A 14,755-nucleotide genomic window follows, 5' to 3' on the forward strand; every position below is an offset into this window, starting at 1 on the left:
ACGCGTGGGCGGGGTGAGGGAGTTGGACACCGCTGTTCCCCGGGTGTAACCGGGCCCGGCGTAGAACTCCTCGCATGTTCTCCACACAGCGTCGCGCCCTGGTCGGGCGCGCTCTTCTTCCGGTATCCCTGCTCCTCACGGGCGCGCTGATCAGCGGTTGTTCCGGCGAGTCCAACGCGGCCGACGGCGCCGACGGGTCGTCCGAGTCGTCCGCGGCGGCGGGCAGCCAGTTCGACCAGGCACTGGTGTTCGCCGAGTGCATGCGCGCCAACGGTGTGCCCGCGTTCCCCGATCCGCAGCAGGCCGACGGCGGTGTCCGGATGGACGCCGGCGGTGTCGACACCAACTCCCCCGAGTTCCAGGGCGCGATGGAGGCGTGCCGGGACAAGGCGCCGCAGGCCCAGGGCCAGCAGCAGGGCGGTGAGCCGCTCGATCCTACGAAGGTCGCCGCGTGGGCGGAGTGCATCCGCTCCAACGGGGTGCCCGCCTTCCCCGACCCGGAGATCAACGGCGGCCAGATGGCGCTGGACTTCGGCGGTGCCGGGCTGAGCATGGCCGACCCGGCGTTCCAGCAGGCGCGGGCCGCCTGCCAGGACAAGTGGCCCGGCGGCGGCATGATGATCCAGGGCGGCGGGGGCCAGTGACCACCCAGGACGAGACGGAGCACCTGCCGGCCGTCGTGGAGGGCGGCTCCGCCCCGGCGGTCGCCGCGGAGGAGCCCGTCCCGGCCCCGGTCGCCGCCGACACCGACCCCGCGCCCAAGGAGCGGCGCAGGCGCGGCAAGGGCCGTACGGCGCTGATCGTGGTCGTGGCGATCGCCGTGGCCGCGGCGGCGGGGCTGGCCGCGACGGGGTTCTTCAGCGGTGACGACACGGCCGCCGCGTCCACCGCGCCGGACGGGCCCGCCGCCACCACCCAGGTCCAGCGGATGACGCTGACCAGCACGGAGACCGTGGACGGCACGCTGGGCCACGGTGATCCGACGGCGGTCACGGACGGTTCGTCCGCCGTGTCCGGGCAGTCCGGGCAGTCCGGGCAGGGCGCCGCGAGCGGGGCCGGGGCCGACGGTGAGTTCATCACCTGGGTGCCCGGCGAGGGCGACACCCTCACCCGCGGGGACACCGTGTACCGGGTCAACGAGCGCAAGGTACCGCTGCTGTACGGGGCGATCCCCTTCTACCGCACGCTGGAGACCGGCGTGGAGGGCTCCGACGTCAAGCTGCTGGAGCGCAATCTGGCGGAGCTGGGCTACTCCGGGTTCGAGGTCGACGACACCTACACCGCCGGTACCGCCGAGGCGGTCCAGGAGTGGCAGGACGACCTCAACGCCGAGGAGACCGGGACCGTACGGCCCGGGGACGCGGTGGTCGCGTCCGGGGCCCGGCGGGTCGCCGAGCTGAGCACCTCGCCCGGCGCGCTCGCCGGGGGCGAGGTGCTCACCTGGACCGGCACCGAGCGGATCATCTCCATGGAGCTGGACCCGCAGCACGAGGATCTGGTCAAGGAGGGCTCCAAGGCCACCGTGCGGCTGCCGGACGGCTCCACCGTGGTCGGCGAGGTCACCACGATCGGCACCCCGGGGTCCGCGGCGGCCGGGTCCGGCGCCGGGGCCGGTGAGGGCCAGGGCGCCGAGGACGCGACCCTGCCGGTCGAGCTGAGGATCGCGGACCAGAAGAAGCTGGGCCGGTACCAGGCCGCTTCGGTGGACGTGATCCTGGAGGCCGACAGCCGCCGGGACGTGCTCTCGGTGCCGGTGAACGCGCTGATGGCCCGGCAGGGCGGCGGATACGCCCTGGAGGTGCCGACGGCGGGCGGCGGCAGCGAGCTGGTCCCGGTGGAGCTGGGCATGTTCGCCAACGGCCTGGTCGAGGTGAAGGGGTCCGGCATCAAGGAGGGCATGGACGTGGGGGTGCCCAAGTGACACCGAACGTCGTCGAGCTGACCCAGGTCTCCCAGAAGTACGGGGAGGTCGTGGCGCTGGCCGACACCAGTCTGGTGATCGGGCGCGGGGAGCTGGTGGCGATCGTCGGTCCGTCCGGGTCCGGCAAGTCGACCATGCTCAACATCATGGGGACGCTCAGCCGTCCCACGTCCGGCGAGGTCCGGGTGGACGGGCACGCGGTGGCCGAACTGAGCGACCGCGAGCTGTCGGCGCTGCGCGCCGGGACCATCGGGTTCGTGTTCCAGCAGTTCCATCTCACCGCCGGTATCCCGGTGCTGGACAGCGTGGCCGACGGGATGCTCTACAGCGGCACCCCCCGGGCGCGGCGGCGGCGGCTCGCGGAGACCGCGCTGCGCCGGGTGGGCCTCGGGCACCGGCTCTACCACGAGCCGCACCAGCTGTCCGGCGGTGAGAAGCAGCGGGTCGCCATCGCCCGCGCGGTGCTGGGCGATCCCCCGCTGCTGCTGGCCGACGAGCCGACCGGCGCGCTCGACTCGCGCTCCGGGGCGACCGTGCTGGAGCTGCTGCACGAGCTGAACGAGGCCGGGACCACGGTCGTCGTCATCACCCATGACCGGGACGTGGCCGCGTCGCTGCCGCGTGAGGTACGGCTGAAGGACGGCCGGATCGAGCACGACTCGGCGGACACCGGGGACCGGGGGCGCGGGCGGGAGCTGGCCGCGGCCGGGGCTCCGGCGGTCACCGCGGGCGGTACCGAGGGCTCCGGGGAGGGGCGTTGAGCAGGGCGGCGGGGGGACGGAAGGCGAAGGCCGGGGCGAAGGCGGGCGGCGCGGGACGGCCGCGTCCGGCCCGGATGAGCCCGGCCGATGTGCTGCGGGTGGGCGGTTACGGACTGCGGGCCCGGCCGATGCGGGTGTTCCTGTCCGCGCTCGGTATCGCCATCGGCATCGCGGCGATGGTGGGCGTGGTGGGCATCTCCACCTCCAGCACCGAGGATCTCAACCGGCGCCTCGCGGCGCTCGGCACCAATCTGCTGTCCGTCACCCCGGGGCCCTCGCTCAGCGGTGAGGCGTCCCATCTGCCCACCGAGTCGGTGCAGATGGTCGGGAACATCCCGGACGTGGAGTCGGTGAGCGCGCTCGGCAAGGTCGACGCCAAGGTCTACCGCAACGACCACATCCCGGAGGCCGAGACCAGCGGTATCGCGGTCTACGCGGCGCGCACCAACCTGACCGAGACGACCGGCGCCGAGCTGACCGACGGGCGCTGGCTGAACGCGGCCAACGACCAGTACCCCTCCGTGGTGCTGGGGCCGAGCGCGGCCGAGCAGCTCGGGGTGCACCGGGCCGGAGCCGATGTGCAGGTGTGGCTGGGCGACCGCTGGTTCACCGTGATCGGGCTGCTGGCGCCCAACGCGCTGACGCCGGAGCTGGACACACAGGCGCTGGTCGGCTGGCCGTACGCCGAGGAGCACCTCGGGTTCGACGGCTATCCGACGGTGATCCACGTCCGGGCGGTCGAGGCGAAGGTGTCCGAGGTGCAGAGCATCCTCGGGGCCACCACCAACCCGGAGAAGCCGGACGAGGTGGCGGTGTCCCGGCCGTCCGACGTGCTCGCCGCGAAGGAGGCCACCGACGACACACTGAGCGGGCTGCTGCTCGGGCTCGGTGCGGTGGCGCTGCTGGTCGGCGGGGTCGGGGTGGCCAACACCATGGTCATCTCGGTGCTGGAGCGCCGCTCGGAGATCGGTCTGCGCCGCTCGCTGGGGGCGACCCGGGGGCAGATCCGCAATCAGTTCCTGTGCGAGTCGCAGCTGCTGTCCGCGCTCGGCGGGGTCGGCGGGGTCACCCTGGGCATCGCGGTCACCCTCGGGTACGCGTCCTATCAGGGCTGGCCCTCGGTGGTGCCGGTGTGGGCGATGGCCGGCGGGGTCGGCTCCACGCTGATCATCGGGGCGCTGGCCGGTTTCTATCCGGCGGTCCGCGCGGCCCGGCTGCCTCCGACGGAGGCGCTGGCGACGCCCTGACCGCCGCCCTGGACACGGGTGGCCCTCGAATCCCCCGCGAAGGGCACCGTGCGAGGTCCGGACCGACCGGACCTCACCCCTCCCCGGTCCGGTCGACCGGGGAGGGTTCGGTGTGTGACAGGGGGGACGGGGGGACAGCGGGGACAAGGGTGGCAGGGGGACAGGGGGACAGGGGTGGGTTCAGGAGGTGGTGAGGGCCGGTTCCCGGGAGTCCGTGGCCGTGTCCGTATCCGTGGCCGAGTCCGTGCCCGTGCCCGTGTCCGTCACCGTCCAGCCCGCCACCGCGAGTTTCCGGGCCAGGGTGTCGGCCTCGGCGGGGGTGAGTTCGAAGCGGATGACGAGGGGGCCGTCCGTGCCCCGGGGGGCGAGCGGGGCGGCGACCGTGTCGGGGCCCGCGCCATGGGCGGCGGCGGTGTCGAGGAGCCGGGCGAGTTCGCCGGGCCGCTCGGCGATGGTGACGTCGACCCGGGCGAGACCGGCGGCGGAGCGTGCCTCGGCCGCCGTCGGCGGGAGGGTCTCCAGGGCGGCGGTACCGCGCTCCAGGAGGCCGGTGAGATCGCGCCGGGCGCGGGAGCGGTCGGCCGGGTGACGGGCCGCCAGGTCCTGGACGGCGACCCGCAGCCGGTCCAGGTCGCCCTGGACGGCGGCCAGCACGCGGTCCACCTCCCCGGCGTTGGTCTCGATGATGTCGGTCCACAGCCGGGCCTCGCCGCGGGCGATCCGGGTGGCGTCCCGGAAGCCCTGGCCGACCAGCAGCGCGGTGACCGGGGAACGGCCGCCGAGCCGGGCCGCGACCAGGCTGGCCATCAGGTGCGGGGTGTGCGAGGTGAGCGCCACGGTCTCGTCGTGGGCGGCGCTCTGCATCACCGTGGGCACCCCGCCGCACAGGGCGATCAGATCGAGGGCCCGGTCGAAGGCGCGTTTGGAGGTGAGCCGGGACGGGGTGAGCACCCACACCCGGTCCTGGAAGAGGTCGGGGCGGGCGGCCAGCGGGCCGGAGCGCTCACGTCCGGCGAGCGGATGGCCGCCGACGAAGTGCGTGGGGCGCGGGGCGCGGGCCAGCACCTCCCGCTCGGGCGCGGCCTTGACGCTGGCCACATCGGTGTAGCTGTGGGCGAGCCCGCGGGCCTGCTGGTCGGCGAGGACGTCGGCGACCTTGCTCGGCGGGACGGCGAGGACGGCCAGGTCGACCGGTTCGGCGGGCGGCCGGGCGGTACCGGCGCCGAGGAGTTCGGCGGTACGGACGGCGGAGGCGTCGGCGTCGAGCAGATGGACCGGCAGTCCGCGGCGAGCCGCGGCGAGCGCCACGGAGGTGCCGATCAGTCCGGTGCCGACGACGGCCAGCGAGCGGATCACGAGGCGGCCCCGGTGGGGACGGCGACGCCGCTCGCGCGGTCCGCGGCGATCCGGTCGGTGACGGCGGCGGCCAGCCGGTCGAGGCCCTCCTCGATCCGGTCCGGGGTCAGGGTGCTGATCGACAGCCGCAGTTGCCGGGACACGGTGCCGTCGCCGTAGAAGTGGTGCATGGGGGTGAACAGGACGCCGTGGGTGCGCGCGGTGTGCTCAAGGAACGGGTCGTCGACGGTGAAGGGGACGGTGACGACGACGAAGAAGCCGCCGTCGGGTTCGTTCCAGGAGACGCCGGGGACGGTGCCCAGGCGGGCGCCGAGTCCGGTGAGGACCTGGCCGAGGTTGGCCCGGTAGACGGCGGTCTCGGCGGTGTTGGCGGCGACCAGGCTGTAGTCGTGGGCGATCAGCTTGCCGCCGATGACGGCCTGGGCGACGGGTGAGGTGTTCACCGTCAACATGCTCTTGATCTTGGAGAGCTGGTCGGCGAGCAGCGTCCCGTCGGGCATCGGCTGGTCCGCGACGGCGAAGCCGACCCGGGCCCCGGCGACCCCGCTCTTGGCGAACGAGCCGAGGTAGACGACCCGGCCGTGCGGGTCGAGGGACTTGAGGGTGGGCGGGCGGCGGTCGGGGGTGCGGTGGAAGATCCCGTACGGGTTGTCCTCCAGCAGGAGCAGTCCCTCGGCGGCGGCGATCTCCAGCAGCCGGTGCCGGTCGGGGACGGACATGCTGACGCCGACGGGGTTGGCGAAGTCCGGAGTGACATAGCAGGCGCGGACCCGGCGTCCGGCGTGCCGGGCGGTGCGCAGCAGCCGTACCAGTTCGTCCAGGTCGAGGCCGCCGTCGCCGGACGGCACCGGGAGCACCGGGAGATCGGTGAGCTGGGCGGCGCCGGTGAGGCCGACGTAGGTGGGGGACGGGGCGAGCAGGGTGTCGCGGTCGTCGGCGCGCAGCGCGCGCAGCACCAGGAACAGGGCCTCCTGGAAGCCGACCGTGACCACGATCGCGCCCGGGTCGGCGTCGACGCCCTCGTCGACGGCGAGATGACGGGCGATCAGCTCGTTGATCACGCCCTTGGTGTCGCCGTACTGGAAGAGGGTGCGGGCGATCTGCTGCTCGGTCATGCCGCGGGTGTCGCGCAGATAGCCCGTGAACACCTTCAGATAGGTGAAGAGCTGATCGGTGTCGAAGAATCCCTCGTAGGGCCGGCCGGCTGCGAACGACACGGCCGACGGATAGGCGCCGGCGATATTGTTCAGCAGATTCATCGACTCCATGGACGCAGCGGTGAGCGATGCGTGCAGCGGCTCCGAACTCAATTCCGCAAGACTTTCCCGGATCTGCATGGGGGCCAGTATCACGTACCGCGCAAGCCCCGACAACGGCGCTTTTTTGACACCCTGCCGATCCCTCATCGACCCTTCATCGACCCTTTTCACCTGCGGTTATCGGTCGCTTATTTTGACAGTTCGGTATTTTCGGAACGAGTTGTACGGTGGTGCCGGAAATTCCGATCCGCTACGACCCAGGGACCGTCATGAATGATCGAGCCAGCGGCCGTTCGAGCGGCAATCAGAGCGGTAACGACCCCATCAGTCACTACACGATCGACTATGTCGAGATGTATGTCGAGGACCTTGCGGCGGCGGCCGGGGTCTGGCGGGACGCCTATGGATTCTCGGTGGTCGGTGAGTGCGTTTCCGAGGACCGGCGGGGACTCGCGCTGCGGCACGGCGGGATCACCCTGGTCCTGACCGTCCCGCTGAGCGAGCGGCATCCGGCGTCGGCGTATCTCCCGGCGCACGGCGACGGCGTGGCGGACATCGCGCTGCGCACCCGGGACGCGGCGGCGGCGTTCGCGGCGGCGGTGGCGGGCGGTGCCCGCGGGCTGCGCCCGGCGGAGCGGCACGACGGGGCGGGGCCCCGGGCGAGCGCGCTGATCGGCGGGTTCGGGGACGTGGTGCACACCCTGGTGGAGCGGGACCCGGACGACCTGGCCGGGCTGCCGGACGGCTTCACCCCGGTCGCGGGCGCGGCGCCGGAGTGGGCGGGCGAGGTCGGGCTGCTGGAGATCGACCACTTCGCGGTGTGCGTGCCCGCGGGCGACCTGGAGCCGACGGTGCGGTTCTACCGCAACGCGCTGGGGTTCCGGGAGATCTTCGAGGAGCGGATCGTGGTGGGCACCCAGGCGATGGAGTCGAAGGTGGTGCAGAGCCCCAACGGGGCGGTCACCCTGACCCTGCTGGAGCCCGACACCCGGGCGCAGCCCGGCCAGATCGACGAGTTCGTGAAGAACCACGACGGGGCCGGGGTCCAGCACATCGCGTACTCCAGCGACGACGCGCCGCGCACGGTCCGGGCGCTGGGGGCGCGCGGGGTGCGGTTCCTGCGGACCCCGGACACCTACTACGACCTGCTCGACGGGCGGATCGCGCCGCAGGCCCACTCCATCGCCACGCTGCGCGAGACCCATCTGCTCGCCGACGAGGACCACGGCGGGCAGCTGTTCCAGATATTCACCGGCTCCACGCACCCCCGCCGGACCCTGTTCTTCGAGGTCATCGAGCGGCAGGGCGCGGGCACGTTCGGCAGCGCCAACATCAAGGCGCTGTACGAGGCGGTCGAGCTGGCGAAGTCCGGGCAGCATGACGGGCGCTGACGGCCGTCGGGACGCGGCGGCGGACCCGCTCGACCTGAGCGGCATCGAGCGGGTCGCCGCGGTGGTCCTGTCCCGCGAGGTGGGGGACTTCATCGCCGGGGGCAGCGGCCGGGAGCGGTCGCTGGCCGCCAACCGGGCCGCGTTCGACGCGGTGTTCGTCCGGCCCCGGGTGCTCGCCGATGTCTCCGGGTGCGCCCCGGACAGCACGCTGCTGGGGCGTCCGGCGCGGATGCCGCTGGCGGTGGGGCCGGTGGCGTACCACCGGCTGGCGCATCCGGACGGGGAGCTGGCGACCGCGCGCGCCGCGAAGGCGGCCGGGGTGCCGTTCACCCTGGCGATGCTGAGCAGTGTGCCGGTGGAGGAGGTCACGGCGGTCGGCGGCGCGGTGTGGTTCCAGCTGTACTGGCTGCGGGACACCGGGCGGACGCTGGAGCTGGCGCGGCGCGCCGAGGACGCGGGCTGCGAGGCGCTGGTGCTGACGGTCGACGTGCCGTGGATGGGGCGGCGGCTGCGGGACGTCCGCAATGGTTTCGCCCTGCCGGACGGGGTGCGCGCGGCGCATCTCGGTGACGCCCCGTCGGCGGCGCACCGGGGCGGGGCGGGGGCGTCCGCGGTGGCGGCGCACACCGCGGAGCTGTTCTCGCCGTCGCTGACCTGGACGGACGTGGAGCGGTTGCGGACCGCGACCCGGCTGCCGCTGGTCCTCAAGGGCGTGCTGGACCCGGAGGACGCCCGCCGGGCCGTGGAGTACGGGGCCGACGCGCTGGTGGTCTCCAACCACGGGGGCCGCCAGCTCGACGGGGCGGTGCCCGGCCTGCTCGCCCTGCCCGCCGTGCGGGAGGCGGTCGGCGCCGCGTACGAGGTGCTGGTGGACGGCGGGGTGCGGGGCGGCACGGATGTGCTGAAGGCGCTGGCGCTCGGCGCGTCCGGGGTGCTGGTCGGCCGGCCCCCGGTGTGGGGACTGGCGACCGGCGGCGAGGACGGGGTCCGGCGGGTGCTGGAGCTGTTCGCCGCCGAGCTGACCGACGCGCTGGGGCTGGCCGGGTGCGCGACCCCGGCCGAGGCGCGGCGGCTGACGACGGTCACGGTCCGGCCGTAGGGCGGGCGGCGCACCGGCGCATGGAAGTGCCCGGCAGGGAGATCCCTGCCGGGCACTGGTGCGTCGCGGCGGGTCGGGGGATGTCCCGCGCGACGCGGTCTCACCGCCGGGCCGACGCCGGAGTGCCGGGCCGGGGCGGGTCCGGCTGGTCCTGGTGGACCGGTCGGGGCGGGTCCGGCTCGTCCTCGTGGACCGAGATGGCGTGCCCGGGGCAGCGCCAGGCGACCGACCGTACGGCGGCGGCGAGTTCGGCGGGCGGGGCGGTGTTGTCGACGACGCCCACCCCGTCGTCGTCCTGGTCGAAGATCTGCGGCGCGAACATGGCGCACACCCCGCCGCTGACGCACTTGTCCCGGTCGATCCGGATCTCCATGGGTCAGCCCTCCGTCACCAGGCGACCGGCAGCCGGTGCACCCCGTGGGCGGTGGCGCGGCTGTGGAACCGCACCTCCTCCAGGGGCACGGCCGGCCGCAGGTCCGGGAAGCGGCGCCACAGCGCCTGGTAGGCGATGCGCAGTTCGGTGCGGGCCAGCGCGGCGCCCAGGCAGTGGTGGACGCCATGCCCGAAGGCGACATGGGCGACGGGTTCCCGGGCCAGGTCGAGCCGGTCGGGGCCGTCGCTGAGCGCCGGGTCGCGGTTGGCCATGGTGAGCGAGCAGATGACCGTCTCGCCCGCCTTGATGAGCTGCCCGCCGATCTCGATGTCGTGCACGGCGGTCCGCGGGGTGGGCGCGTTGGCCACCGACATGTAGCGGATCAGTTCGTCCAGGGCGCGGTCCGAGGCGAGCCGTCCGCCGCCCGCCCGGCCCTCGGTGCGGGTGTCGGCGGCGCCCAGCAGCAGCGGCAGCTGCTCCGGGTGTTCCAGCATGGCGAGGACGCCGAGGCCGATCATGCCCTCCATGTTGTCGATCCCGGCGAGGATCAGCAGGACGCACACGCCCCGCATCTCGTCGTCGGTGAAGTCGTCGCCGTGCTCGCGCACCAGCGCGCCGATGAAGCCGTGGTCGGGGTCCGCGCGCTGCCGGGCCACCATCTGGGCGAGGTAGCGGGAGAACGCGGCCCCCTCCGCCGCCCGCACCTTGCGGCTGCGGGCGGAGTCCATGTGCCGGTGGCAGTGGCGCAGGAACTCCGGCCGGTCGTCGCGGGGCACGCCGATCAGTTCGCACAGCACCTCGCCGGGCACCGGCTGGGCGTACAGCTTCATCAGGTCGGCGCCCGGTCCGGCGGCCTCGACGGCGTCGAGGTGCTCCTCGACGATCGCCTCGATGTCCGGCTCCAGACGGCGCAGCCGCCGGACGGTGAACTCCGGGGTGAGCATCTGGCGCAGCCGGGTGTGCTCGGGCGGGTCGTAGTCCATGAGGTGGCCGACCAGCTCCGGCGGACGCCAGGTGGGGCCCTCGGCGCCCCAGCGGCGGCGGGTGGAGAAGTTGGTGTGGTCGCCGAGGACGCGGCGCACCTCGTGGTAGCCGGTGGCCAGCCACACCCATTCGTCGGACTCGTTGCGCCCGACGGCGTACCGGCCGAGCGGCGGGGCGGCCCGCAGGTCGTCGGCCGGGTCGAAGCGGGTGCGGCGGGTGTAGAGCAGCTCGGGGTGCGCCTCGGCGCGCGGTGGTTCCTGCGCGGTCGGGGTGTTCTGCGGCATGGGTCGTTTCCTCCTACCAGGCCACCGGCAGCGCGTCCAGGGAGTACGCCCGTGACGACGCCAGCCGGAAGCTGATCTCCTCGTGCGGCACGGCGAGCCTCAGCTCGGGGAAGCGCCGGAACAGCGCCAGATAGGCGGTGCGCAGCTGCATCCGGGCCAACTGGGCGCCGATGCAGTAGTGCACGCCGTGGCCGAACGCCAGGTGCGGGGCGGGTTCCCGGGTGAGGTCGAAGCCGTCCTCGGCGCCGGGGGCGGCGGTCCGGTTGACGGCGAAGGCGGAGCAGATGACCCGCTCCCCCTTCGGCACCACCTCGCCGCCGAGCGGCACGTCCGTCAGGGCGGTGCGCGGCGACAGCGTGGGGATCACCGAGACATAACGCAGCAGTTCCTCCACCGCGCGGTCGATCAGGCCCGGGTCGTCGATCAGTTTGGCCAGTTGGTCGGGGTGTTCCAGGAGCACCAGGGTGCCGAGCCCTAACATGCTGGCGACGTTCTCGATGCCGGCCGAGGTCAGCGACGCGGCGAGGCCCTCCAGTTCCTCGTCGGTGATGTCGTCGCCGAACTCGCGCACCATCATGCCCAGCAGATCCTCGCCGGGGTCGCGGCGGCGGCGGGCGGTGAGTTGCTGGAAGTAGGCGCGGTAGGCGCGGCCCGCGGCGAGCTGGCGGGCCCGGCCGCGGCCGTCGTCCCGGGTGATGTCGAGCTGGCGGGAGAGTTCGGCCCGGTCGTCGCGGGGCACGCCGAGCAGGTCGCAGGCGGTCTGCCCGGGGATCTGCCAGGCGAAGTGGCGCATCAGGTCGGCCGGGGAGCCTGCCTCCTCCAGCGCGTCGAGGCAGTCCTCGACCACCGCGTCGATGCCGGGCTGGAGGCGGCGCAGGCGGCGCATGGTGAACTCGGGGTTGAGCATCTTGCGCAGCCGGGAGTGCTCGGGCGGGTCGTAGTGCAGCAGATTGCCGATGTTCTGGAGCTGGCGGGACTGGGCCTCGGTGTCGGCGGGCGGCAGCATGGTGAACCGGTCCAGGTCGCTGAGCACCTCGCGGGCCTCGTCGTTGCCGGTGACCAGCCAGCCGACCACCTGGCTGGACGGCCCGGAGTGCAGTTCGGTGCGCAGCACCGGGCACTGCTCGCTCAGCCGGGTCAGCTCCGGGACCGGGTCGATCCGGTCCCGGCGGTTGAACACGGGGACGTCCTTGGACGACGCCATCGTCGGGTCTCCCCCCTCTTCCTCGGGTTCCTCTGAAGGTCCGGTGGTGCCGGTCAGGCGGACGGGGCGGGCAGCCAGTACAGGCCGTCGGCGGAGGAGACCAGACCGCCGGGGAACATCGGCGCCTCCGGTTCGGCGTCCTCCCCGAGCAGCGCCCGCATCTGCACCTGTCCGGCCTCGTGCATGGCGTTGCGCACCACGGAGGAGGTGAACAGCGGTACGGAGCTGCCGTCGTCGTTGGCGGCGTACTTCTCCACGGCGGTGGCGAACTCCTCGGAGTTCTCCGCGAGCCGCTCGCTGAGCGCGTCCGCGTTCATCAGGCCCTGCTCGCCGGAGGACACCCCGCCGATCAGCTCCACGAACGACTGGAGCTCCGGCTCGGTGTTGGAGGTGACCTTCTTGGCCTGCCAGAAGTAGGAGTTCTCGTCGCGGTGCATCTCGTAGAAGGAGACGAGGAACTCGTAGAACACGCCGTACTCGCGGCGGTAGCGGGCCTCGAACTCCCGCATGGCGGCGTCCTCGCCGACCTTGCCCTCCAGGACGCTGTTCAGGGAGCGGGCGGCCAGCAGGGAGCTGTAGGTGGCGAGATGGACGCCGGAGGAGAACACCGGGTCGACGAAGCAGGCGGAGTCGCCGACCAGCATCATCCCGGGCTTGGTGAAGGTGGTCTGGTGGTACGAGTAGTCCTTGCGGACCCGGATCTCACCGTACTGGCCCTCGGTGACCCGGGTGGCGTCGGAGAGGTAGTCGGCGATCATCGGGCACTCGTCGATCAGCGCGCGCAGCGCCTTCTCCGGGTCGCCCTGGATCTTCTCGGCCAGCTCCCGGCGGACGACCGCGCCGACGCTGGTGAGGGTGTCGCTGAGCGGGATGTACCAGAACCAGCCGCTCTCGAAGGCGACACAGAGGATGTTGAAGCGGCTGGGCTCCGGCATCCGCTTGCCGTTCTCGAAGTAGCCGAACAGGGCGAGGCTGCGGAAGAACTCGGAGTACTCGCGGGTGCCGCCGACGGTGTGGTAGAGACGGCTCTTGTTGCCGGAGGCGTCCACCACGTACCGGGCGCGGATCTCCCGCTCGACGCCCTCGGGGTCGGTGTAGGTGAGGCCGCGCACCCGCTCCTCGTCCTCGACGACCCCGCGCACCGAGCAGCCCTCGCGGACGTCGGCGCCCTGCTTGCTGGCGTTCTTCAGCAGGATGTCGTCGAACTTGGACCGCTCCACCTGGTAGGCGACGGAGGTCGGTCCGGCCATCCGGGGGGATACGGCGAACGCGAACGTCCACGGCTCGGGGCGCGAGCCCCAGCGGAAGGTGCCGCCGCGCTTGAGCGGGAACCCGGCCTTCGCGAGGTCGTCGGCGGCGCCGGAGAGCCGGCACACTCCGTGGATGGTGGACGGCAGCAGCGATTCACCGATCTGATAGCGCGGGAAATTCTCCTTCTCCAGGACGACGACCCGGTGGCCTTGTTTCGCGACCAGCGCGGCAAGGGTGGAACCGGCGGGTCCGCCACCGACGACGGCCACGTCGAATTCTTCGGTCGATGCTGCCACAGTCAACTCCCTGTCGTGAATGCGTACTTATTGAGCCTGAATTTTTCCGGCCCGCTCGTCAACCCGTCCAATTTCCTTGCGCGGACGTTCTCCCCGGGCGATGAGGGTGAGCAGCGGTCCGGTCATGAAGGTGGTGACGAGGGCCATCAGGACGAGCACGGTGAAGAGTCCGGGGCCGATCACCCCGGCCTCCAGGGCCACATTGAGCACGATCAGCTCGGTGAGGCCGCGGGTGTTCACCAGCGCGGCGACCCGGGCCGACCCGCGCGGGTCGAGTCCGGTGCACCGGCAGGCCGCGTAGGCGGGGCCGAGCTTGCCGAGGACGGCGACGGCGAGGATCACCGCCAGCAGCACCAGACCGTCGCCGTCGAGGGTGCCGATGTCGAACTTCAGCCCGGTGGTGACGAAGAACAGCGGCAGCAGCAGCCCCGCCGTCTGCTCCATCGGCTGGAGCACCTCGGGGTCCGGCGACTCACCGCGGCGCGGCATCACCAGCCCGGCCAGGAAGCCGCCGAAGACCGGGTGCAGCCCCAGTTCGGAGGTGACCCAGGCGCTGCCCATGGCGAGCCCCAGCGCCAGCGGCACCTGGCCGAGCAGCCGGGACTCCGAGCGCCGCAGCAGCCAGTCCAGGGCGGGCCGCACCACCAGGAACATCACTGCGGCGAACAGCACGATCAGCACCAGCGCGCGCACCCAGGACGGCCCGCCGGAGTGCGCGGTACCGGCGAAGGCGGCGGCCAGCACCAGCCAGGCCACCACGTCCATGATCCCGGCGGCGGTGGTGGCGACCGTGCCGGTCGGCGTGCCCGCCAGACCGCGTTCCCGCACGATCGCCACCAGCACCGGGAGCGCGGTCACCGAGCAGGCCACCGCCATGAACAGGACGAACGTGCGTCCGCCCGCGTCCGGTTGGACCGCCTCGACCAGTCCGTCGAACGCGGTCACCGCGCCCATGCTCAGCCCGGCCGGGACCAGCAGCGCCAGCGCGGCCACCGCGAGCACGGACCGGCCGCCGCCGCGCAACTGGCGGTAGTTGATCTCGTACCCGGCGAGAAACATGAAGATCACGACGGCCACCTGGGAGAGCACCGTCAGGAACGGCAGCACCTCGGCCGGGAACAGGGCCTTCGTCGGGTCGCCGGGCAGCCGGCCGAGCAGGGTGGGGCCGAGGGCGATCCCGGCCGCGATCTGCCCGATGACGGTGGGCTGGCCGAGGCGCCGGGCCAGGGCGCCCATCAGCCAGGACACCACGACGATCAGCCCGACGTCCGCGATGACCAGGGCGGTCACCTGTTCGGTGTCCACACCTCTCCTTCCGTTCCGTGCCGC

Annotated in this window: 13 protein-coding genes; 6 read left to right on the forward strand and 7 right to left on the reverse strand. The window is 72.9% G+C overall.

The window, feature by feature from the left end:
• The first annotated feature begins 74 nt into the window (after positions 1 to 74).
• The 4 genes from AB0D49_RS00575 (at position 75) to AB0D49_RS00590 (ending at position 3,929) form a co-directional block, all read left to right on the forward strand.
• Complete coding sequence (locus tag AB0D49_RS00575) at positions 75 to 644, forward strand: hypothetical protein (RefSeq protein WP_362748366.1); 570 nt, start codon at positions 75 to 77, stop codon at positions 642 to 644.
• Positions 641 to 1,921, forward strand: a complete 1,281-nt coding sequence (locus AB0D49_RS00580) for a peptidoglycan-binding domain-containing protein (RefSeq protein WP_362748369.1) — start codon at positions 641 to 643, stop codon at positions 1,919 to 1,921. The genes AB0D49_RS00575 and AB0D49_RS00580 overlap by 4 nt, the downstream gene beginning before the upstream one ends.
• Positions 1,918 to 2,682 carry an ABC transporter ATP-binding protein gene (locus AB0D49_RS00585; RefSeq protein ID WP_362748372.1) on the forward strand — a complete coding sequence of 255 codons (765 nt, stop codon included), beginning with the start codon at positions 1,918 to 1,920 and terminating at the stop codon, positions 2,680 to 2,682. The genes AB0D49_RS00580 and AB0D49_RS00585 overlap by 4 nt, the downstream gene beginning before the upstream one ends.
• A 74-nt stretch (positions 2,683 to 2,756) precedes the next feature.
• Positions 2,757 to 3,929 carry an ABC transporter permease gene (locus AB0D49_RS00590; RefSeq protein WP_362749283.1) on the forward strand — a complete coding sequence of 391 codons (1,173 nt, stop codon included), beginning with the start codon at positions 2,757 to 2,759 and terminating at the stop codon, positions 3,927 to 3,929.
• A 180-nt stretch (positions 3,930 to 4,109) separates the two neighbouring features.
• On the opposite strand, the gene AB0D49_RS00595 is transcribed toward AB0D49_RS00590, so the two are convergent.
• Together AB0D49_RS00595 and AB0D49_RS00600 are read right to left on the reverse strand one after the other, a co-directional pair.
• Complete coding sequence (locus AB0D49_RS00595; RefSeq protein ID WP_362748375.1) at positions 4,110 to 5,285, reverse strand: prephenate dehydrogenase; 1,176 nt, start codon at positions 5,283 to 5,285, stop codon at positions 4,110 to 4,112.
• Positions 5,282 to 6,622: a PLP-dependent aminotransferase family protein gene (locus AB0D49_RS00600; protein ID WP_362748378.1), complete on the reverse strand. Its 1,341-nt coding sequence runs from the start codon at positions 6,620 to 6,622 to the stop codon at positions 5,282 to 5,284. Before AB0D49_RS00600 ends, AB0D49_RS00595 begins: the two co-directional genes overlap by 4 nt.
• A gap of 191 nt (positions 6,623 to 6,813) precedes the next feature.
• On the opposite strand from AB0D49_RS00600, the gene hppD reads away from it, so the two are divergent.
• Together hppD and AB0D49_RS00610 are read left to right on the forward strand one after the other, a co-directional pair.
• Complete coding sequence (gene hppD / locus AB0D49_RS00605; protein WP_362748380.1) at positions 6,814 to 7,935, forward strand: 4-hydroxyphenylpyruvate dioxygenase; 1,122 nt, start codon at positions 6,814 to 6,816, stop codon at positions 7,933 to 7,935.
• Positions 7,922 to 9,034, forward strand: a complete 1,113-nt coding sequence (locus AB0D49_RS00610) for an alpha-hydroxy acid oxidase (protein WP_362748383.1) — start codon at positions 7,922 to 7,924, stop codon at positions 9,032 to 9,034. The genes hppD and AB0D49_RS00610 overlap by 14 nt, the downstream gene beginning before the upstream one ends.
• A gap of 100 nt (positions 9,035 to 9,134) precedes the next feature.
• Here AB0D49_RS00610 and AB0D49_RS00615 read toward each other — a convergent pair whose 3' ends face one another.
• From AB0D49_RS00615 to AB0D49_RS00635, 5 genes are read right to left on the reverse strand one after another with little or no spacing between them, the layout of a single operon-like run.
• On the reverse strand, positions 9,135 to 9,407 hold the full coding sequence (locus AB0D49_RS00615) for a ferredoxin (RefSeq protein WP_362748386.1): 273 nt from the start codon (positions 9,405 to 9,407) through the stop codon (positions 9,135 to 9,137).
• A gap of 14 nt (positions 9,408 to 9,421) precedes the next feature.
• Positions 9,422 to 10,675 carry a cytochrome P450 gene (locus AB0D49_RS00620; protein ID WP_362748389.1) on the reverse strand — a complete coding sequence of 418 codons (1,254 nt, stop codon included), beginning with the start codon at positions 10,673 to 10,675 and terminating at the stop codon, positions 9,422 to 9,424.
• Positions 10,676 to 10,688: 13 nt separating this feature from the next.
• Complete coding sequence (locus AB0D49_RS00625; protein WP_362748392.1) at positions 10,689 to 11,879, reverse strand: cytochrome P450; 1,191 nt, start codon at positions 11,877 to 11,879, stop codon at positions 10,689 to 10,691.
• Between the two features lie 53 nt (positions 11,880 to 11,932).
• Positions 11,933 to 13,426, reverse strand: a complete 1,494-nt coding sequence (locus AB0D49_RS00630) for a tryptophan 7-halogenase (RefSeq protein WP_362748395.1) — start codon at positions 13,424 to 13,426, stop codon at positions 11,933 to 11,935.
• Between the two features lie 27 nt (positions 13,427 to 13,453).
• Entirely contained in the window at positions 13,454 to 14,731 is a 1,278-nt protein-coding gene (locus AB0D49_RS00635) for a cation:proton antiporter (protein WP_362748398.1), read from the reverse strand.
• Positions 14,732 to 14,755 lie beyond the last annotated feature (24 nt).

The sequence above is a fragment of the Streptomyces sp. NPDC048290 genome (genome assembly GCF_040652095.1).
Classification (GTDB): Bacteria; Actinomycetota; Actinomycetes; order Streptomycetales; family Streptomycetaceae; genus Streptomyces.